The organism is Amycolatopsis sp. lyj-108, from assembly GCF_046549005.1.
In the GTDB taxonomy this organism is placed as follows: Bacteria; Actinomycetota; Actinomycetes; order Mycobacteriales; family Pseudonocardiaceae; genus Amycolatopsis.
In genome coordinates, this window is sequence record NZ_JAJPWQ010000009.1 from 251473 (window position 1) to 272309 (window position 20837).

The 20837-nt window shown below is 69.7% G+C and carries 16 protein-coding genes and 2 tRNA genes; 8 read left to right on the forward strand and 10 right to left on the reverse strand.

Translation table 11 applies throughout. The features are described from left to right. Window positions 1-7: 7 nt before the first annotated feature. The gene (locus tag ACLJO0_RS30035; RefSeq protein ID WP_410582067.1) at window positions 8-592 is read left to right on the forward strand and encodes a TetR/AcrR family transcriptional regulator; all 585 of its coding nucleotides are present in this window, start codon (window positions 8-10) and stop codon (window positions 590-592) included. A gap of 93 nt (window positions 593-685) precedes the next feature. Here ACLJO0_RS30035 and ACLJO0_RS30040 read toward each other — a convergent pair. The 7 genes from ACLJO0_RS30040 to ACLJO0_RS30070 form a co-directional block, all read right to left on the reverse strand. Then, a tRNA-Val gene (locus ACLJO0_RS30040) sits at window positions 686-757 on the reverse strand. 35 nt (window positions 758-792) lie between these two features. After that, window positions 793-867, reverse strand: a tRNA-Val gene (locus tag ACLJO0_RS30045). Window positions 868-957: 90 nt separating this feature from the next. After that, window positions 958-2799, reverse strand: coding sequence for a serine/threonine-protein kinase (locus tag ACLJO0_RS30050; protein WP_410582068.1), 1842 nt, complete (start codon window positions 2797-2799; stop codon window positions 958-960). An 8-nt stretch (window positions 2800-2807) separates the two neighbouring features. Continuing rightward, a complete protein-coding gene (locus ACLJO0_RS30055) occupies window positions 2808-4691 on the reverse strand; it encodes a serine/threonine-protein kinase (protein WP_410582070.1) in 1884 nt (627 codons plus the stop codon). Between the two features lie 46 nt (window positions 4692-4737). Further along, on the reverse strand, window positions 4738-6966 hold the full coding sequence (locus ACLJO0_RS30060) for a heavy metal translocating P-type ATPase (RefSeq protein WP_410582072.1): 2229 nt from the start codon (window positions 6964-6966) through the stop codon (window positions 4738-4740). 321 nt (window positions 6967-7287) lie between these two features. After that, window positions 7288-8403 (reverse strand): DUF6801 domain-containing protein, encoded by a 1116-nt coding sequence (locus ACLJO0_RS30065; protein WP_410582073.1) that lies wholly within the window; start codon window positions 8401-8403, stop codon window positions 7288-7290. Between the two features lie 73 nt (window positions 8404-8476). After that, on the reverse strand, window positions 8477-9706 hold the full coding sequence (locus ACLJO0_RS30070) for a DUF6801 domain-containing protein (protein ID WP_410582074.1): 1230 nt from the start codon (window positions 9704-9706) through the stop codon (window positions 8477-8479). Window positions 9707-10193: 487 nt separating this feature from the next. On the opposite strand from ACLJO0_RS30070, the gene ACLJO0_RS30075 reads away from it, so the two are divergent. From ACLJO0_RS30075 to ACLJO0_RS30085, 3 genes are read left to right on the forward strand one after another with little or no spacing between them, the layout of a single operon-like run. Beyond that, on the forward strand, window positions 10194-10766 hold the full coding sequence (locus ACLJO0_RS30075) for a hypothetical protein (protein WP_410582075.1): 573 nt from the start codon (window positions 10194-10196) through the stop codon (window positions 10764-10766). 50 nt (window positions 10767-10816) lie between these two features. Then, complete coding sequence (locus ACLJO0_RS30080) at window positions 10817-12031, forward strand: lipase family protein (protein ID WP_410582076.1); 1215 nt, start codon at window positions 10817-10819, stop codon at window positions 12029-12031. Between the two features lie 43 nt (window positions 12032-12074). After that, on the forward strand, window positions 12075-12572 hold the full coding sequence (locus ACLJO0_RS30085; protein WP_410582232.1) for a GtrA family protein: 498 nt from the start codon (window positions 12075-12077) through the stop codon (window positions 12570-12572). A gap of 112 nt (window positions 12573-12684) precedes the next feature. Here ACLJO0_RS30085 and ACLJO0_RS30090 read toward each other — a convergent pair whose 3' ends face one another. Continuing rightward, window positions 12685-13881, reverse strand: a complete 1197-nt coding sequence (locus tag ACLJO0_RS30090) for a helix-turn-helix domain-containing protein (RefSeq protein ID WP_410582078.1) — start codon at window positions 13879-13881, stop codon at window positions 12685-12687. Window positions 13882-14163: 282 nt separating this feature from the next. Between ACLJO0_RS30090 and ACLJO0_RS30095 the strand changes: the two genes are divergently transcribed. From ACLJO0_RS30095 to ACLJO0_RS30110, 4 genes are all read left to right on the forward strand, one after another. Further along, window positions 14164-15384 (forward strand): helix-turn-helix domain-containing protein, encoded by a 1221-nt coding sequence (locus tag ACLJO0_RS30095; RefSeq protein ID WP_410582080.1) that lies wholly within the window; start codon window positions 14164-14166, stop codon window positions 15382-15384. A 342-nt stretch (window positions 15385-15726) separates the two neighbouring features. Further along, window positions 15727-16716: an alpha/beta fold hydrolase gene (locus ACLJO0_RS30100; RefSeq protein WP_410582081.1), complete on the forward strand. Its 990-nt coding sequence runs from the start codon at window positions 15727-15729 to the stop codon at window positions 16714-16716. A 339-nt stretch (window positions 16717-17055) separates the two neighbouring features. Then, window positions 17056-18246, forward strand: coding sequence for a helix-turn-helix domain-containing protein (locus tag ACLJO0_RS30105; RefSeq protein WP_410582234.1), 1191 nt, complete (start codon window positions 17056-17058; stop codon window positions 18244-18246). A 36-nt stretch (window positions 18247-18282) separates the two neighbouring features. Further along, on the forward strand, window positions 18283-19527 hold the full coding sequence (locus ACLJO0_RS30110) for a helix-turn-helix domain-containing protein (protein WP_410582082.1): 1245 nt from the start codon (window positions 18283-18285) through the stop codon (window positions 19525-19527). A gap of 115 nt (window positions 19528-19642) precedes the next feature. On the opposite strand, the gene ACLJO0_RS30115 is transcribed toward ACLJO0_RS30110, so the two are convergent. Both ACLJO0_RS30115 and ACLJO0_RS30120 read right to left on the reverse strand, forming a co-directional pair. Then, window positions 19643-20320: a hypothetical protein gene (locus tag ACLJO0_RS30115; RefSeq protein WP_410582083.1), complete on the reverse strand. Its 678-nt coding sequence runs from the start codon at window positions 20318-20320 to the stop codon at window positions 19643-19645. A gap of 11 nt (window positions 20321-20331) precedes the next feature. Continuing rightward, entirely contained in the window at window positions 20332-20835 is a 504-nt protein-coding gene (locus tag ACLJO0_RS30120) for a hypothetical protein (protein ID WP_410582084.1), read from the reverse strand. Window positions 20836-20837: the final 2 nt, after the last annotated feature.

Here is a 20837-nt window from a genome sequence, read left to right on the forward strand (position 1 = left end):
TCGGGTCATGGCCCGCACGAAACAGCAGCAACGCGAAGAGACGATGGAGGCGTTGACCGCCACCGCCCGGCGACTGTTCGCCGAGCACGGATACGGCAAGGTCGGACTGGAGACCATCGCGCAGACCGCGGGCGTGAGCAAAGGCGCGCTCTACCACCATTTCAGCAGCAAGGCGGACCTGTTCCGGCATGTGCTCGGCGTCGTCCAGCACGACGTCGGCGAGCAGATCGCGCGGGCCGCGGACGCCGCGGCGGACTCGTGGGCGGGACTGCTGGCCGGATGCCGCGCGTTCCTCGCCGCGGCGACCGATCCGGAGATCCAGCAGATCATGTTGCTGGACGGTCCTTCGGTGGTCGGCTGGCAGGACTGGCGCGAACTGGACGCGGAGTCCTCCGCCCGGCACCTCGCCGAAGCGCTGACCGGACTGATGACCGAAGGCGTCCTCGCGAAGCGGCCCGTGGAACCATTGGTACGCCTGCTTTCCGGCGCGATGAACGAGGCCGCCGTCTGGCTCGCCCACTCCCCCGACCCGAAGGCCGACCTCGCCGCGACGATGGACACACTCACGCCGATGATCGAGTCGCTGCGCTGAGCTCTTATGTCCCCACGACCGCGACCGCTCACGAGGCCCAACGCCCCGCAACGCGAAAGGCCCCACCCGAGCCGGGTGGGGCCTTCACTGCGGTGGGCGATACTGGGATCGAACCAGTGACCTCTTCGGTGTGAACGAAGCGCTCTCCCCCTGAGCTAATCGCCCGCGGTACGAACTCCGGTTCACCGGGGAAGTGAACCTGGTGCGCGATACTGGGATTGAACCAGTGACCTCTTCCGTGTCAGGGAAGCGCTCTCCCGCTGAGCTAAACGCGCGTGGTGAAGTTGTTCGTACTGAAGCTAGCTTAGCGGACCCGTTTCCGGGCGCGCACAGGGGTTCCCCTTCTCGATCGACACTCGGTCGGCTCAGGGTTTCGGCAGCTTCGAGGCGACCGAGACCGCGATCTCCTTCGCCCGGTCACAGGGGCTTCCGCCTTCGCGCGCAAGCAGCCGGACGGCGACGTGTTCGGCCTCGCGGTCCGGCAGCGGACGGTGCTGCCACGTCACGGCGCAGTTCGAGCCGCCGAACTCGTGGACGCCGCCGGTGACTCCGTTGCCGAGGTCCACCGGCGAACCCTCTGGCGAGTACCAACCCTGCTGGAACTCGACGGTCAGCGTGTCCCCGCGGCCCTCCCACTCGCAGATCCGCAACATCCGCGGGGCCGCCTGCGCGCCGGTCATGTTCTTGCCGAGCACCACCGGATCGGCGGCCGCGCACGGGTCGAGCGGAAGGATGCTCGCCGGGTCTCCGGCGCGGTCGACCTCGTGGGTGCGCAGCCGGGTCAGGGCGGCGGAGAGCATGTCGTCGGCGGCCTTGCAGCGATCGCCGTCCCGGCCCAGGTAGGAGACGACGACACCGAGCCGCCGGTCCGCCGGCAGCTGGACGACCGAGTCGCATCCTCCGCTGATCGTGCTGCGCAGCAACGGAAGTCCCTCAGCAGTGCGATCGGTCCGCTCGGGGCTGCGGGTCGACACGCCTTCGCCGAGCAGCACCTCGAAGGTGACGCCCTTGAGGCCGGTGTACTTGCAGCGGGCCGGGTGGGTCAGCCGCGTATCCGGTTTCAGGGTGCCGAACTCCTGTACGAACCGGCCGGCGAGCACCTTGCAGGGGTCCACGAGCCGCAGACGTTCCGGGCCGAGTGCGTCGGTCGCCGACAGCGAAGTCGTTCCGGGGTTCTCCGGCTTGGCGTGGTCGGCGATGGTGAGACCGAGCGCGACCATCGCCGACATCAGGAGCAGGACGACCGCAGCGAGGGCGCCGAACAGGATCTTCTTCGTCTTCGGTGCCATCTTCTTCGGCGTCGGCCGCAAGAACGGCAACGGCAGCGCCAGCACCGAGCGCACCTCGGCGTCCTGCCGCTGGATCCGGGCGTGCACGGCGGGCGGCCATGGCGCCGCGCCGGGCGGGACCGGGCCGAGGAAGTCCAGGATCTGCTCCGGCGTCGGCCGTCGCGCCGGGTCCTTGGCAAGGCAGGGTTCGGCGAGCCGCCGGATCTCGTCCGGAACCGCGCTGAAATCCGCTGCGGCGTGAACGACGTTATACAGCGTCTGGGGTGCGGTCGGACCGGTGAACGGGCCGCGTCCGGTCGACGCCATGATCAGGATCGCACCGAGGGAGAACACGTCGCTCGCGCCGGTGACCTGCCCGCTGCCCGCCTGTTCCGGCGACATGAAGGCGGGTGACCCGATGATCGCGCCCGTCCCGGTGAGCTCCTGCGCCTCCTCCGCCACCCGCGCGATGCCGAAGTCGATCACCCTGGGTCCGTCACTCGTCAGGATGATGTTGCTGGGCTTGAGATCCCGGTGGATCAGCCCGGCACGGTGGATCTCCGTCAGCGCCGCGGCGAGTCCGGAGGCCAGCAGCCGGACCGACTCGACAGGTAGCGGTCCGGCGGCGTCCACGGCCTCCTTCAGCGACGGACCGGTGACGAAGACGGAAGCGAGCCACGGGGTTTCCGCTTCCGCGTCGGCGTCCATGACGGCGGCGGTGTAGGCGCCGGAAACCAGCCGCGACGTGGCAACCTCACGCCGGAACCGCTCACGGAATCGGGGATCGTGCGCGAACTGGGCGTGCAGCTGCTTGACCGCGACGAGCCTGCCGTCCGGGGCAAGGCCGAGCACGACGCGCCCCATACCGCCTTCACCGATCTCGGCGATGATCCGGTACGGGCCGATCTGCCGGGGTTGCCCGGGGTTCAACGGTTTCATGCTCAGCCCTAGGGTTTCGGAAGTTTCGGTAACAGCGCCCCGGCGAAGCCCTTCGCCTTCTCGCAGGCTTCGTCGGCGGTCATCTTGGTACCGCTGGTGCCGACGGTCAGCTCGACGTTCTCCCCGTCTCGATCACTGACCGACCGGTGCTGCCAGGTCAGCGAGCAGAGGGACCGGGCGACGCCGTCGTCCTTCTTCGCCAGGTACACCTTGGCACCGCCGAGATCCAGGGTGGCGGTCTCCGTGTAGTACGAATCCTTCGCTTGCACCGGCGGGTACGCCCGCACGAAGCTCACCCGGACACTGCCCGCCGCGTCGTACCGGCATTGGTGCAGATGTTCGCGGATCGTTTCGACGACGGGGCCGATCAGCCGGTCCGTGGTCGCCGGTCCGAGCAGCGCGCACGGGTCCAGTGGAGCCAGGGTGCCCGCCGGAAGCGCTCGCTCGTGGCCTCCGGCGCGGATCCGCTTGACCGCGTCGGAGAGCGCGGCCTTCACCACCGAACACGCCTCGTCCTTTGTGGACATCGAGTTGACGTCGACGCTGAGTTTGGTGTTCGGCAGGCCGGCGACAGGGACGGCGACCGCGCACGCGTCGTCGGAGCCCTTGATGCGCAGCGGAAGCCCTTCCAGCTCGCCGCCCGCCACGCCTTCGACCAGATCGCCGCCGATCTGCAGGTCCAGCCATTTCCCGGTGGGCGAGGAGTACGTGCACGAGTCGAAATGGATGTCCATCTCCGTGCTCAGCTTGCCGAACCCTGGCACATCCCGGCCCGCGAGCACCTTGCACAGGTCGACCCGGCGCAGGTTGTCCGGGCCGAGCGGATCCTGGTTGACCGGGGTGGCGACCGGTTCGTCCGGCTGCGGCGAGGAGCTCGGCGCGATGGCGGCCGGAGGCGGGTCTTCCCCGGACAGCGAGACCGCCGCGACGGTGCCACCGGCCAGCAGCACCACGGCGGCCGCGGCCAGTCCCGCGTACAGGCCGCGCCGGGATCGCTTCGGCGGAGGCGGGTTCAGCAGCCGCCGGACCTCGGCCTGCTGTCTCTCGATGAGGTGCGACACCACTGGGGGCCACGGGCTGGTCACCGGCGGGATCGGGCCGAGCCGCTCCAGCACCCAGGCCGGGGACGGCCGGTCCGCCGGGTTCTTCGCCAGGCACGGCTCGACGATCTGCCGCAGCTCCGGCGCCAGATACCGCAGATCGGGCTGGACGTGCACGACGTTGTACAGAGTGTGCGGAGTGGACGTCCCGCTGAAGGGGCTCTTCCCGGTCGCGGCCAGCACCAGCAACGCGCCGAACGAGAACATGTCGCTCGCCGCGGTCAGCGGCTTGCCCTCGGCCTGCTCTGGCGACATGAACCCGGGCGAACCGATGACGGCGCCGGTGTGCGTGAGTTCGGAGTCGCCTTCGACCGCGCGGGCGATCCCGAAGTCGATCACCCGGGGGCCGTCGCCGGCGAGGATGACGTTGCTCGGCTTCAGGTCCCGGTGGATCAGCCCGGCGCGGTGGATGTCGCCCAGCGCCAGCGCGAGCCCCGCGGCGAGGTGCCGGACCGCCATCGGCGGTAGCGGCCCACCCGCGGAGACCGCGTCGGACAGGGCCGGTCCCGGGACGAACACCGAGGCCAGCCACGGTGTCGGCGCGTGCGGATCGGCGTCCATGACCGGGGCGGTGTACGCGCCGGACACCAGACGGGAGGTTTCGACCTCCCGGCGGAACCGCTCACGGAAGCCGGGATCGTGCGCGAAACCCGGGTGGACCTGCTTGATCGCGACCAGGCGCCCGTCGGCGGAGACCCCGAGCAGCACCCGGCCCATCCCGCCCTCACCGAGCGCGGCGAACACCCGGTAGCGCCCCACGCCGGTGGGTTCGCCGGTGTTCAACGGCTTCACGAAGGCCCCCTTGTCCGGGGCGATGGTACAAAACCACCCGGAAGTGTCACGCAGCGCGTCGGTCCGCACGGCCGAAGTCCTTGAGCCGGAGGCTGTTGGACACGACGAGCACGGAGGACAGCGACATCGCGGCACCGGCGATCAGCGGGTTCAGCAGGCCCAGCGCGGCCAGCGGGATCGCGGCGACGTTGTAGCCGAACGCCCAGACCAGGTTCCCCCGGATGATCCGCAGGGTCCGGTCGGCGAGCCGGATGGCGTCGGGGACCACGCGCAGGTCTTCGCGGACCAGCACCATGTCGGCCGAGCGCAACGCGATGTCACTGCCCTGTGCCATCGCCATGCCGAGATCCGCGGTGGCCAGCGCCGGGCCGTCGTTGATCCCGTCGCCGACCATCGCGACCCGCGCTCCCCCGGCGCGCAGTTCTTCGATGACCGCGGCCTTCTCCGCGGGCAGCACGCCGGCGCGCACGTCGGAGACGCCGACCTCGTCCGCGACCACGCGGGCGGCGGCTTCGTTGTCGCCGGTCAGGAGCACGGTCCGCAGGCCGAGCGCGTGCAAGACGTCGACGGCGGCCCGTGCCGACGGCTTCACGACGTCCCGGATCGCCAGCTGTCCGGCGACCCGGCCGTCCACGGCGACGAGGATCGCCGTGGTTCCGTCCTCCGACGTGAAGTCGCCGGGGACGCTGATCCCCCGATCGGCGAACAGCCGCGCGTTACCGACGAGGACCTCGTGCCCCTCGACCTCGCCCTTCGCGCCGAGCCCCGGCAGGGCGCCGAAGCGTTCGACCGGGGGCAGGTCCGGCAGTTCGGCCCTCGCCGCGGTCACCACGGCCGCCGCGATGGCGTGCTCCGAACCGGACTCCACCGCTCCGGCGAACCGCAGCAGCTCGCCGTTGGTGAACCCGTCTGCGGGGCGGAACGCGGTGACGGTCATCTTCCCGGTGGTGACGGTGCCGGTCTTGTCCAGCACGACGGTGTCCACCGTGCGGCTCGCCTCGAGCGCGTCGGGTCCCTTGATGAGGATGCCCAGCTGGGCGCCGCGGCCGACCCCGGCCATGAGCGCGGTCGGCGTCGCCAGCCCGAGTGCGCACGGACAAGCGATGATGAGGACGGCGACGGCGGCCGCGAACCCTTCGCGGACGGGCGCCCCGCCGAGCAGCCAGACCGCGAGCGTCACCGCGGCCACGCCGAACACGGCGGGGACGAACACCGCGCAGATCCGATCGACCAGGCGTTGCACCGCGGCCTTGCGGGCCTGCGCGCGTTCGGCCAGCGCGGTCATCTGGGCGAGCTGGGTGTGCGTGCCGACCGCGGTCGCGCGGACGACCAGCCTGCCGTCCCGGTTCACCGAAGCGCCGATGACCCGGTCTCCTTCGCCGGCCTCCGCGGGCACCGGCTCTCCGGTCACCGCGCTGATATCCACAGTGGACAGTCCGCTGTGGACGACGCCGTCGGCGGCGATCGACTCCCCCGGCTTGACCACGAACAGCTCGCCGACGGCCAGTTCACCGATCGGCACCATCCGCTCCGCTCCGTCCCGCAGCACCCGGACGTCCTTGGCGGCCAAGGCGTCCAGTGCCGCCAGTAGCCCGGCGGCACTGCGCCGGGACCGGCTTTCGAAGTACCGGCCCGCCAGCAGGAAGGTGGTCACCCCGGCGGCGACGTCGAGGTAGATCGCGTCGGCACCGGCCGCCGTCGGGCCGAAGCCGATCCAGTACCCGGGTTCGGAGCCGCCCGCGAAGGCGGACCACGCCGACCACGCGAACGACGAGAGCACACCCAGCGAAACCAGGGTGTCCATACTGGACGAACGGTGGCGAAGGTTCCGCAACGTGGCCCGGTGGAACGGGAGCGCGGACCAGAACACCACCGGAACGGCCAGCGCGAGGCACAGCAGCTCCCAGCCGGGGAACCGCAGCCGCGGCACCAGCGCGAGCGTGATCGACAGGTTCCCCAGCGGGATCGCCAGCAACGCGGCGACCACCAGCCGCCGACGAAGATCCCGCACCCGGGCGAAACCGCTGTCCGGATCCTCTTCCCCGCGAACCTCCGCCGTGTACCCGGATTTGCGGACCCGCTCGATGAGCACTTCGTCGGCCAGCGCTTCGGGCACCTGCACGGTGGCGCGCTCGGTCGCGTAGTTCACCGACGCGCGCACACCGTCCAGTTTGTTCAAGGTGCGTTCGACCCGCGCCGAACAAGCGGCGCAGGTCATCCCCGACACGGTCAGTTCCACCGTGCGGACGGCGGCCTCCGGCGCGGAAATCGTCATTTCGTGGCACTCCCGGGTTCACCAATGGTTGCTTGGTGGTGGAACAGGTGTCCGGGTGGTGTCGCGAGGCAGATTACCGCCGCCGGGAACCGGACCCGCCTCCGGCCCGACTACTGCGATGGTGGTGGAAACAGGTGCCGGTGGAGCCGGTCGTGAGTGTTCGGGTGGCGGTGCGCCGACGGAGGTTTCGCGTGTGTCGTCCCATCAGTCACGCGAAACCTCTGCGTGAAGGCCCCTTCCTCAGTACATGAAGGACCCCTTCCTTGCGCCTAGGTACAGGAAGGGGTCCTTCATGTACTTCACCCGAGCGCAGGTGCGTGACTAGCGCGGGGTCAGCGTGAGGTCGAAGGTGTTGCCGTCGCCCTGGACGAGCGAGCTCACGTACGAGGTGAAGGCGCCGCAGCCGGTCAGGGGCGCCAGCGAATAGGTTCCGGTGAGCGTGCCGCCTGCCGCCATGGTGAAACCGTCACCGGTGCGCAGTTCCGCAGTCGACGGGGCCGACGTCCGGCAGCCCGGCCCGGTGCTGACCGGCATGCCGACGAGCGTGACGAGCGGCAGGACGGTGGTGAACCGGGGCCGTGCGACGAAACCGGTCCCGGCGAGATCGCCGCCCTGCGGTCCGTCGGCGACGAACTCCAGATCCGCCGAGCCCGGCAGGAAGCCGAACAGCCGGAAGTCGGCGTGCGCCTTGTCGAACACCGGGCCGCCGCTGAACACCGTGGCCGCGGTGGGGCTCAGGTCGAACGAGCCGGCCAGCGGCGCGGCGGCGCCGAGTGCTTTGAGTCCGGTCTTGCCTGCGACCGTGTACCGATGGCCCGCGGGCTTGTCGCCGAGTTCGAACGAGAGCAGCACCGGATCCTGGCCGGGGTCGAGCGCGCAGTCCGAGGTGAACGAACCGATGCCGGTGAACGAGCCGTCGGCCTTCTTCGGGGTGAGGCGGGTGGTGAAGTCGCCGATGGTCAGCGTGGTCTTGCCCGGTTTCGCCAGCGTGATCGTGGGCACGGAACCCGTCGCCACCGTGCTGAACGTGCCGGACGGCGGGAGGTCGGTCTTGGCGACGTTCAACGGGAGGCGCACCGGGAGGGGGTTCGCGTCACCGTTGACCAGTGTCACGCCCGCGGCCGCGGTGCCCTCGATGGTGGCGGCGCCGACGAGGTTCAGCCCGCGAGCGGCCTTGTCCGGCACGGTCACGGTGATGGTCAGCCCGGAGGTCGTGAGCGTGCCGCCGGGCGCCGTCGGGACCTCGAAGTCGGCCTTGATGTCCACGTCGAGCTTCTGCAGCCCGATCAGCGGGAACGGGCAGGTGAACGACAGTTTCTTGGCCACGGGGGTGCCCGCCGCCGCGCTCCGGACGGCGACGAACAGCAGGCTGCCGGCGGTGAGCAGGACGATGAGGCCCGCCGCGAGGAGCATCCGGACGTTGATGCGAAGGGGCATGGTCGCCTTCCTGGACGGCACGGAAACGGCACCGGTCCCCGTCACGGAACGCGACGGGGACCGGCTGCCTGACTTACTTCTTGGTGAGGTTCAGATCGAGCGTGTTGCCGTCGCTCTTGGCGAACATGCTGATCATGTCGTTGAACGAACCGCAGTTCTGCAGCGCCGACAGCGAGTAGGTACCGGAGAGCTTCCCGCCCTTGAGCAGGTCGAAGTCCGGACCGGTGGTCATCTCGCTGGTGGACGGGCTGACCGTGCCGCACTTCGGGTCGCTGCTGATCGGGATCCCGAAGACCTGCACGCTCGGCAGGAACACGTTGAACTTGATGTGCGCCTTGAACCCGGTGCCGACGAGCTCACCGGTCTGCTTGCCGACCTGCTCGACCTTGATCTCCGAACGTCCGTCGACGAACCCGAACAGCTTGAACTGGGTGGACGACGGGTCGAGCTTCAGGTCACCGGTGAACGTCTTCGACGCGAGGTCCACGTTCGCGTCGAAGCCACCGTTGATCGCGGCCGTGCTGCCGAGCGACTTCAGCGCGGTCTGTCCCTTGATGCCGAACGCGTACTTGATCCCGCCGCCACCGGGGGTGGTGGTGGTAGTGGGCGGGGTCGTCGGCGTGGTCGGCGTCGTGGGGGTGGTGGGCGTGGTCGGGGTGGTGGGCGTGGTCGTGCCGCCACCGCCGTCACCGATCTTGATCGTGGCCAGGGTGTTGTTCTGACCGGGATCCTGCGTGCACGGCGCGTCGATCGTGCCGTCCGGCGTGATGCCGGTGACCGAACCGTCGGCCTTGCGCGGGGTGACCTTCAACCGCAGGTCACCCACGGTGATCTTCGCTTCGCCGGGCTGGTTGAAGGTCAGCGAAGGCGTCTTGCCCGCCGCGTTGACCGTCATCTCACCCGAGGTGGGGATGTTCTGCTTGGCGATGTCGTTCGGGACGCTGACCGGGAGGTTGAGCCCCGGCGCCGCCACGGTCGCCGCCGCGATGGCCTGTCCTTCCAGCGTGGTCGCACCGATCAGGTTGAGCCCGCTGACCGTGTCCGCGTTGATCGTGGAGACGGCCTTGATGTCGAACGTGCCGGTCGGCTGACCGGTCTTGACCGACAGCGGAAGATCGGTGTTGATCACCACCTTCAGCGACTGTGACCCCACGAGCGGCAGGTCGCAGTGGTAGTTGAGGGGCAGCGAGATCGGATCGGCGACACTGGACTGTGCCCCGACCACGAGTACCGCGGCGGCAAGCCCCACGGCACCGGCAGCGGCGGCGGCGACCGCCTTCTTGGTTCCTCTACGGTGACTCACGATCGTCCTTCCGTGGTATCAACGATGATACGAAACGGCGTACAATTCCCCAGAGCAATGAATATCGGCCCGAGAGAATTCTCCGGGTAGCGACGATGTCTGACGGATCGCAACCGAACAGTAAACTAACGACGCGGCAGTCCCGCTATCAAGTGGTTCCCCGGAAAAGTTGACGCGCCGCCGGTAAATTGTCACCCTGGCACGGTGCGTCCGGCCGGTTCCTAGTAGCGGCACATGGGTTTTCCCAGCACGAAGCCATATCGCGTCCCACGCCGAACCGCTGACGAGGGTGACAATCGTGCGGCGGGAAACTATCTCGCGCATGCCAATCGCCCTTTTCCGGGCACCACCCTCCTTGCCTGCCGGAATCTTTCGTGAGTAACCTCGCGTTTCAGCAATCCGGTCACCGCCGACCACCGCGGAATCCCGCTCCTCGTGCCACGGCCGGCCCTCTTTCGCCGAATTCGACGGGGAAACCATGAAAAGAATGCGCCGCCCGGCAGCGCGAATCGCGTTCGCCACCGTCTCCCTGACCGCCGCGGCGGTCCTGCTGAGCGCCTGCGGGTCCGACGAGCCCGCCGACACCGGCAGGCACGCCGACCCAGCCGCGCTCGCCTGGGCGGACAAGGTGTGCTCCGGAGTCGCGACGGGCTCGGCGAAGCTGACCCAGCCGCCCGCGTTCGACCCCAACGACCCGCAGGGTGCGAAGACCGCCATGGTGGGCTTTCTGAACTCGCTCACCGTGGCGCTCGACGACATGGCGGGCGGGATCCGCAACGCCGGGGTGCCGCCGGTCCCGGATGGACAGTCCGCTGTGGACAAGGCCACCACCACGCTCGACGAGACCAAGTCGAAGGTGTCCGCGACCCTGGTGAAGATGCAGGACGCGAAGGTCACCGACCAGGCGAGCCTGCAGAAGGTGGTCGCCGACGCCGACACCACGATGAGCGGGTTGAGCGAGCCCGAAGGCCCGATCAAGCACCTGCGTGCCAACCCGGAACTGGATCTCGCGTTCGCCGAGTCCAAGACCTGCCGCCAGGTCTACGGCGGCAACGCCTGAGTGACGCTCTCCCGCACCTCAACCTGCCCACCCGCTCTGGAGGCCCGGCCGTGCCGACCCCGTTCCCCCGCCCGTCCCGCCGGATACTCGCCGCCGCGCTGGCGATCGTCCTGTCCGCCGGTCTGCTGACCGTGCTGACCGGGAGCCCGGCGAGCTCCGCCGTCACGGCGGCGTCCGACGATGCGTTCTACACCCCGCCGTCCCCGCTCCCGGCGGGCAAACCGGGCGACATCATCCGCTCGCGGATTTCGAAGGCCGGTCCGCGTAAGGATTCCGTCAACGCCTGGCAGGTCATGTACCTGTCGACGGACGCACTCGGGCGGCCGGACGCGGTGACCGGGACCGTGCTGGTGCCGAAGAACGCCGACCCGGCGAAGGCGCCGATCGTCTCGTTCGCCGCCGGTACACACGGTCCGGCGTTCGACTGCACGCCTTCGAAGATGATCGACATCGGCGCGTTCTACGAGCAGTCGGGCCTCGACGACGCGCTCGACGCCGGGTACGCCGTGGCGCTCACCGACTACGAGGGCTACCGCCAGGATCCGAAGACGACGTACGTGGTCGGCCGTTCGGAGGGCCCGGCGGTGATCGACGCGGTCCGGGCCGCGCAACGCCTGCCGGAGGCGAAGCTGTCCACCGACGCCAAGGTGCTCTTCCGCGGGTACTCGCAGGGCGGCGGGGCGGCGGCCTGGGCCGGTGAACTGCAACCGGCCTACGCGCCGGAGATGAACCTCGTCGGCGTCGCCGCCGGCGGTGTGCCCGCCGACCTCGTGCAGGTCACCCTGCAACTCGACGGGAAGGCAGGCTTCGGCGTCTTCGCCTACGCCCTGATCGGCCTGGACAACGCCTATCCCGAGCTGAAGCTGGACTCGTTCCTCAGCGACAACGGCCGCGTGAAGCTGGCGGAGATGCAGAAGAGCGCTTGCACGTTCGAACTGCTCACCACCTACGCGAACCAGAAGATCGCCGACTACACGACCAGCGCCGGCTACGTGCGGCCGGAATGGGTGAAGCGGCTCAACGAGAACAAGCTCGGCGGCACACCGCCCGAGGTCCCGGTGCTCCTCTACCACGCCACCCAGGACCAGCTCGTGCAGTTCGCCCAGGCCGACGCGTTACACAAGACCTACTGCACCGCCGGGGTCAAGACGACCTGGAAGACCTTCGAAACCGACCACATCACGGCGGTCTACACCGGCAACGCCGACGTGCTCGCCTTCCTCAAGGACCGGGTCGCGGGCGCTCCGGCGACGTCGAACTGCTGAGCCCACGGTGCTCAGAACCGCGCCATCGTCCTTTGTGGACGGCGTGGCCGCCGGCGGTGCGCGGGCCGGGAAGCGGCGTGAGCTGCTCCGGTTCGCCACCGTCGGCCTCGCCGCGTTCGGCCTCACCCTCGGCGTCAACTACGGGCTGAAACTCACCGTCCTGCAAGAGAAACCGGTCACGGCGCTGGCCATCGCCACCGTCATGGCGACGGCGTTCGCGTACCTGCTCTCCCGGCGCTGGTCGTTCCACACCCGCGGCGGCAGGCGCCGGTTCCCCGAGGCGGCGTTGTTCTTCGCGGTCAACGCCATCGCCGTGACGATCAACCTGTGCCCGCCGCTGATCTCGCGCTACGTCCTGCGGTTCGAGGCCCCCGAAGTCAGTTTCCTCGCACAGGAGATCGCGGACTTCGTCAGCGGCATGCTGCTCGGCACCGCGGCGGGTTCGGCGTTCCGCTGGTGGGGTTACCGCCGCTGGGTGTTCCCCGTCGCCGACGCCCGTCAGCGCGTCCGCGAGGTGGTAGTGAGTGGCGATTCGGGTTAGGGCCAAGGGAGATTCAGGTACCTACCGCGGTGCGCCGGTGGCGGTTTCGCGTGATCAGCGGGACGGCACGCGTGTCCAGAGGGACGACTCGCCGCGTAGCCCGCTGTAAGGGTCAGGCTTCGGCGGGTCGCAGCCGTTCGGCGCGCAGCGCCAGCTCGATCCGCAGCCGCTGATCCGGATCGTCCAGCCGTTCGCCGAACAACTCCGTGAGCCGCCGCAGCCGGGCCCGCACCGTCTGCGGGTGCACGGCGAGCTGCCGGGCGATCTCGGGCGCGCTCCCCCGCGTCTGCACCTGCGTGAGCAGGGTCGCCGACAACTCGTCGTGCTGGCGCGGCGCCAGCCCCGACAACGGCTCCAGTGCCTCGACGGCCAGCCTGTCGAGCAGGAACTCGTCGGCGAGCAGCAGCAGCGTGGTGATGTGCTCCTCGCACCACAGCACCGGCCCGACCGCGGTGATCATCCCCCGCTGGGCCAGTTCGGACGCGCGGCGCGCGATCCGGAACGATTCGGCGGCCTGCGCCGTCGGGACGGACACCCCGACCGTCGCCGACCAGCCGGAAGGCAGTTCCCGCAGGCCGCCGAGGTCGGCTTCCGGACAGGCGACGAGGGCACCGGGCGCGTCGGAGACGAGGTCCACGGGAATCGCCGAGGGCAGCAGACCGGAGGGGAACGCGGGCGCGCCGGGCGCCGCGGTGAAGACGACGGCGGTGATCCGCTCCGGGATCCGCCAGCCGATGGCGACGGCGAGCGCGCCGGCGTCGGCCCGGGTGTACCCGGCGCCGGCGGTCAGCAGCCGGAACAGCCGGGCCCGTTGCTCCGCGGGGCCCGTCGCCTCGGCCCGGGCGGCGTTGTAGCCGTCGGTCAGCGCCATCGTCACCTCGACGACGTCGCCGAACAAGCACTCCGCAGCGCCATAGAGAACGTCGCCCGGCAGCTGGAGCTGGCGGCCGGCCGAGGCGATCGAACGCCACAGCACCCGGCTCGAGACCCTGAACGCCGCCTGCGCGGCCTCCCGGCTGAGCCCTTGGTGGAAGGCGATCCGGCCCTGCGCACGGAAATCCGCCAGCAGGTCGTTCTGCAGCAGTTCGGGGACGCCGATCCGGTCGATGGCGCGTTCGATACCGCGCCTGGTCAGCTCGACGGCGGCGGCACGCGCCTCGCTGTCGCTGAACACTTCGGCGCATTCACCGATCTCGGACGCCACGCCTTCGACGCAGTGCCGGGCGATCGCCGGGATCCGCGGGCGGACGGCGTCACCGAGTTCCCTCGGCAGGCGGGCCCACAACGCGCCGACGGGCTGCCAGCTCACGTGTGTGATCCCCCGTAGTGAAGTAGGCCGACGATTCCGGGCACGAATTCCCTTTCGTCCGCGCGCCACCGGCGCACTCGAATGCACGGAGCGTAGAACCGTCGCCACATCCGTGTCAAAAGCCGCCACATCGGCGACTTTTCGTTGCCCATTCAACGTCACATTCGCGGTACACGCCGTCGGCCGATCCAGTAGAAACACTGCGGCACCCGTTCCCGTCGATCCGACGCGGTTGTGCAAAGGGATTCACGTTTCCCGTCCCCGGTTCGAAGAAAATCAAAGGTGGTCTCGGTGGTCCAGTACCGCGGTTTCGACATGCTGGCGACGTTGCCGCGTTCGCTCGGCGAAGAACTGCGTCCGTATACCGGGCACGCCGCGGCGGCCATGGTCAAACAGGTGCAGCGGTCCGTCGCCGCGTATTCACAACCGCTGCGCGGCGTCTTCGGCCGCGTCCTGGTCGTCTCGTGCGATCGCGCGGTGCGGCATTACGTCGACTGCATCGGCGATCCGGACGTGCCCCACGACCGCTGGATCGACTTCTACCGCATGCGCGGGCGGATCGAGTTCACCGAGGGCCGGAGCCTGGAACCGTTGCACGACAGCGTGACGGTCGGCGCACGGGCGGCTTGGCGGGCGATGCGGCCCATCGTGCGCGGGCTCGGCGTCGGCCTCGACGTCATCGCGCTCGCGGCCGAGTCCGTCTTCGTCTACGTCGACGAACTGTGCGCCACGACGATCGAGGGTTACCAGGAGGCGGAGGCCAGTGCGGCGGGCGCGATCCCGCTCCGGCGCCGCCGTCTGCTCGAACTGATCGCGCAGGCCCCGGAAGGGTCCGCGTGCAGCATCACCAGCCTGGCCGACGGCGCCGGCTGGCGGGTGCCGGGGACGGCCGCCATGATCGCGCTACAGCGCGCTCCCGGCGCGCCCGCCTTCCCCGTCCACCTGCTGGACGACACCGTGCTCGCCGACCTCGACACCGCCGAGCCGTACCTGCTCACCGCGGATCCCGACGCCGACCTCGCGCCACTGAAGGACGCGCTGGACGGCTGGCGCGCGGCGGTGTCCCCCGTCGTGCCGCTCGCCGACGCCCCGGCCGCGCTCCGCACCGCCCGCCGCGCCCTGCTGCTGAACAACGAAGACGCACCCGGCCCGGTCATCTGGTGCCGCGACCACCTCGCCACGCTGTGGTTGCTCGCCGAGGACTTCCTCGGCGCCGAACTCGCCAAACAGAGCCTCGACCCGTTCACCTCGCTGAGCGAGAAACAGCAGGAGCGGCTCAGTGAGACCTTGCTTGCCTGGCTGGAAACCCGCGGCGGGGCACCGGAGATCGCGCGACGGCTCGGCGTGCACCCGCAGACGGTGCGCAACCGTCTCCGGCAACTGGAGGAACTGTTCGGCGACCGGCTCAGGGACGCCGACGACCGGCTGAACATGCAACTGGCGCTGCGCGCGCAGCGGCTTATGCGCGCCCACCGCCGCGACGAAGGGCCGCCAGGGAACTGACGCGCCGGACCCGTCGTTCCGGTAACGGCACAGTGGGGAGCACCCAGCGGAGGCCGCGGCGGGCGCGCTTCGCCCTCGGCTGATCGACGTGGAAGTCCGCTCGGCAGGCCATCGCTTTTTCTCCCCGTGGTGACGGGTGTTTACCGACGCTTTCCTGAATACCGGGACGGTGGGAAAATGTCGATGCGCGAGTGCCCGGCGGTCCCGGTTTTGGCATCCGTCTCGGGGTCTGCCCCGGCATTCTTGTCACCCCGGTCGCAAATGCCGGACGTGTCCCACGACACGCTGACGGGCCGGCCTTTCTTCACGTTATTTTGATGCCTGACAACCGAAAGGCGGGACATGGCCCTCGAAGCGCGCACACTGACCCTGCACGGGCGGGAAATCCGGCTGCGGGAATACCTTCCGTCCACAAAGGATGCCGAGGGCGAGCCGCTCGTGCTGCTGCACGGGATCTCGGGCAGCGGTGAGACCTGGGCGCCGTTGCTCGACCATTTCGAGCGGACCGGGTTCGGGCGCCGCGTCCTCGTCCCCGATCTCCCCGGCCACGGTGATTCCGCCGCCCCTCGGGCCGATTACGGCCTCGGCGCGATGGCCAGCGTGATCCGCGACGTCCTCGCGCTCACCCGGAACCGGCACGCGACCATCGTCGGGCATTCCCTCGGCGGCGGGATCGCGATGCAGTTCGCCTACCAGTTCCCGGAGATGTGCGCCCGGCTGGTGCTCGTGGGCAGTGCCGGACTCGGCCCGCAGGTGACCCCGGTGCTGCGCGCGACGGCGTTGCCGGGTGCCAACGCGACACTCACCCTCGCGGTCAACCCGCTCACCGTCGCGATCGCGCGCGGGCTCGCCACGGCAGGCCGCTCACTCGGCGGGAGGTTCTCCGCCGAAACCCGCGAGCTGACCCGTCACCTTGCGTCACTGGCCGACCCTGGCAGGCGGCGGGCGTTCCTGTTCATCGCGCGCAGCCTGATCGACCTCCGAGGTCAGCGCGCGAGCGCGATCGACAAGCTCTACCTCGCCCGCGAAGTGCCCACTCTCGTCGTCTGGGGCGCGCACGACCCGCTCATCCCGGTCGCGCACGGCCGTAAGACGGCCGAAGTGCTGCCGGACAGCCGCTTGACGGTGTTCGAAAATGCGAAACACTTTCCACATGTGGCCGACCCGGCCCGGTTCGGCGGCGAGCTCGAACGCTTCCTCGCCGAGACCGCGCCCGCCCGGTTGACCCTGGACGAGGTCGTCGAGGTGCTCATCCGCGCCAGCGAGGCGACGGAAGAGCCCGAAAACGCCCCGGAAAAGTTGTCATCCGGACGCCATCTCAGGCCCGCCTAAATGTCACTCACCGCCGGAACGGACCACCCGTTCGGGTGTAGTCCATCCAGGTGGCCGATCAAGGTCCCGCCAGCCGTTGACAGTTCTCTCGGCCGGATTTTATGTTGCGTGAGCCACAAAATCTGGATCGGCTTCACCGTTGAAGAGGCTGATTTTGTTGCTAACAAGGATAAAAACATGACCGACTTGGATACCGGGTTCTCGCGGAACGATCTGCGGACCGCACGGCCAGACCCCGACGTGCGTCATCCCGCCACCCCGCACCGCCAGCCACCGGGTCCGGTCCAGCGACCGCGCGCCTTCACGCCGGCACCGAGAACCCCAGTGGAGAACCGACCTGTGCGCAGCACCGGCGCGAATGGACTGTGGGCGTCACTGCCCAGAGACCTGGGCGAGCGGTTCCGGCCGCGGGCCGACCCCTTGGCACGAGCCATCCTTCAGGAGGTGCAACGAGCCGTCCCCGAATACGCGCAGCCGCTGGAAGGCGCGTTCGGACAGATCATCACGCAGGGTATCCGGCAGGCGATCCTGCACTGCCTCGATACCATCGGTCAGGGGACAACGGCGCTCGACAAATGGTCCGCGGTCTTCCGCAACCTCGGCAAGGTCGAGTTCAACGAAGGCCGCAGTCTCGATTGTCTCCAGACGGCCTACCGCGTCGGCGGCCGCGTCGCCTGGCGGCACGTTTCGGAATTCGGGCAGGCGATCGGAGCGGACGCCGATCTCCTGTGCACCGCGGCCGAAGCGATTTTCGCTTACGTGGACGAGATTTCCGCACTTTCGATCGAGGGCTACACGGCCGCGCAGGAACGGGCCGCTGGCACCAGGGCGAGACGCAGGCGAAGGCTGCTCGAACTGATGCTCTCCGATCCGCCGTCCTCACCGCAGGCGATCGCGTCCCACGCCGCCAACGCCCAGTGGGCGCTGCCCACCGAGATCACGGTCGTCGCGCTGGAGCGACGGCTCGGCCCACTGGACCCCGACAGCGCCGACCTGGACGCCGACGTCCTCGTCGACTTCGAGGGTCCCAAGCCCTGCCTGGTCACCGGCGACCCCGAAAAGCACTTGAAGGACCTCGCCGAACGGCTCCCCGGCTGGCGCGCGGTGATCGGCCCCGCCGTGCGGCTCACCGAAGCGCCGCGCTCCCTGCTGTGGGCCCGCCGCACGCTGCGGCTGGTCCAGCGGGGGATCCTGCCGGACAATCCGGTCACGCGGTACAGCGATCACCTGTCCACCCTGTGGCTGCTCGCCGACGAGTTCCTGGTCCGTGAGCTGTGCACGCGCAGCCTCGCCCCGTTCGACGACCTCACGCCCAAACAGCGGGCGCGGCTCGGGGAGACGTTGCTGATCTGGCTCCAGTCCCGGGGCAGCGCTCCGGAGATCGCGAAGAAACTCAAGGTCCACCCGCAGACCGTCCGCTACCGCATGCACCAGCTCATCGATCTCTTCGGCGACCGGTTGAACAACGCCGACGATCGGCTCGACATGGAGATCGCGCTGCGCGCGGAGGCCTTGCTCGCGGAGGACTGACAGATCAGCGTTTCCCACTCACAACGAGGTGACGAGGTGACCCGACCGCAGGATGCCCGCAGCGGGGTCGAGGCGACGTACGGCCCGCTCCTCACGCCCGCTCGGCCGGGCGGGTCGAGCGGGCGCCCCGTCCAGCTCTGGGCGCTGCTGCCGAGAGAGCTGGCGACCGTGTTCCGGCCGGTGCTGGCCGACGTGGCCGGGGAGGTGGTCCGTGAGATCCAGCGGACCATCCCCGACTACGCGCGACCACTGGACGGAGCTTTCGGGAAGGCGCTCAAGACCGGTGTCCAGATGGCGTTCCTGCAGTTCGTGGAGCGGATCGGGAACCCGGAGGCGCCGTCGGAAGACCGCCGGAGCGTGTTCCTGAGCCTGGGTGTCCAGGAGTTCCAGCAGGGCCGCAACGTCGACGTCCTCCAGGCGGCGTACCGCGTCGGCGCCAGGGTGACCTGGCGCCGCGTCGCCGAAGCCGGCCGCCGCGCGGGGGTGCCTTCCGCGACGCTGTGCCTGCTCGCGGAAGCCATCTTCGCCTACATCGACGAGCTGTCGGCGCTGTCCGTCGAGGGCCACGCGGAGGCGCGGGAAAAGGCCGCCGGCGCACTCGAACGCCGCCGGCACCGGCTGATGGAACTCCTGCTCGCCGAACCGCCGACGCCGCCCGACGTCATCAAACACGCCGCCGACCTCGCCCGCTGGCAACTCCCCGACCTGCTCGTCGCCGTCGCGCTCGAGCAGTCGCCGGACGAAACCCCGGCGGTCGCGTCGACCGCGCTGGCCGACTTCGAGACCACCTCTCCCTGCCTGCTGCTCCCCGCGCCGGAACCGGACGACCGGGAGCGATTCGCCGAAGCACTGGCGGGCAGGCGCGCCGCGATCGGCCCCGCCGTCCCACCCGCTTTCGCGGCGCGCTCCTTGCGAGCCGCGCGAGAAGCCCTGCGGCTCGTCGACTCCGGCGCGCTCCTCGACGAACCCGTGACGTGGTGCGTCGACCATCTTTCGCGCCTGTGGCTGCTGAAGGAACCGTTCCTGGCCGCGGAGCTGGTCCGGGAACGGCTCGGGCCGCTGACCGGATTGACCGGCAAGCAGCATTCGCGGCTGGCCGGGACGCTGCTGGCGTGGCTGGAGACCTGCGGGAACGTCCGCGAAGTGGCGGAACGGCTCGCCGTCCACCCGCAGACGGTGCGGTCCCGTGCTCAGGAGCTCGAGACGCTGTTCGCCGACGGGCTGCGTGACCCTGAGCGGCGGTTCGAGATGATCCTGGCCCTGCGGGCCGCGCCCTCCTGAGGCATGCCGACGTGCGGCCGAAGTAGCGAAGGCCTCCTTCCCTACCTTGAGAGTAGGAAAGGAGGCCTTCACGGAACGACCGCACCAAGCAAGTAGGCGACTACTTGCGGAAGCGCTAGGCGGCGGCCAGGGCGGTCACCCGCCACCGACCCTCGGAGCGCTCAGCGGTGACGCTCAGCTGAGCCGCACCCGTACTGCGTTGCCCGTCCCCGCGCACGCCGGTCTGGTCCAGGAACACCAGCAGCGACGCCCGGTCCCCGTCGAGGACCTTGACCCCCGAGACCACTGGAGTCGAGGTCACGACCAGTTTCTGCTCCGCCGCCAGTCCCCTGACCTGCGCGAACAGTTGGTCGTACTGGCCAAGCGCGGGCCCGGTGAGGACCTCTTTCGCGGCTTGTTCGCTCTTGGCGGGGTCGTCGTAGCGGTAGGAGAACACCGTGCCGAGCGCCTTGCCGATCTGGTCGCTGACCTCCGCGGTGGTGGCGACATCGGTCAGCGCGGTGTTGTGCGTCAGTACCGCCGTGGTGTCCCGCGCCTCGATGGCGAACCACCCCGCGAGGCCCGCCATCACCAGCGCGACCGCGCCGAACACCAGCGGGAGACGGCGACGTCGCACCGGCTCGACAACCTCATCGGCAGGCTCGGCGCCCGGATCGGCGGACTCGACGGACTCGACGGACTCGACGGACTCGACGGACTCGACGGGAGCATCCAGAACCCGGGTGCTCCCGCCCATTTTCCCGGCCACCTTCACGGTGCGCCGCGCCGGTTTGACGGCTCGTTTCGTGGTCATCCCGTCCTCCGTCAGGGCTTTCCGGTGTCGGTCACCGGCACTTGGCCGAGCGACGTGACGCGCCACCCGTCCGGCGTGCGGTTCAGGCCGGCGCGGAACCGGTTGTGCTTGGTGACGGCTTCCCCGCCTTCGGGCCGGACTTCGAGTTCGACCGAGGCGATCACCTCGGCGGTCCCGCCGCCACTGTCCACTTCGGTCACAGCGGCGTCGACGACCCGGCCGGTGGTGACGGTCTTCGCCTGGTTGATCCGGCCGAGTCCGCCCTCGCGGTCGCGCGCCAGCTCTTCGTGCAACGCGCCGCCGGTCAGGTTCAGCCAGTTCTGGTAGCCCTGTTCCGCCTGCCGATAGTCCAAAGTGGTCAGTGCGGTGACCGCCTGCCTGCCTACCTGCAACGCCTCCTCGCGGACCGTGGCCCGCGCGACGCCGTCGTCCCGGCTCGCGTCCCACCAGGAGTGGCCGAACCAGGCCGCCAACGCCGTGGCGACCACTGCGAGGAGTGCGGCGATTCGAGTCATGG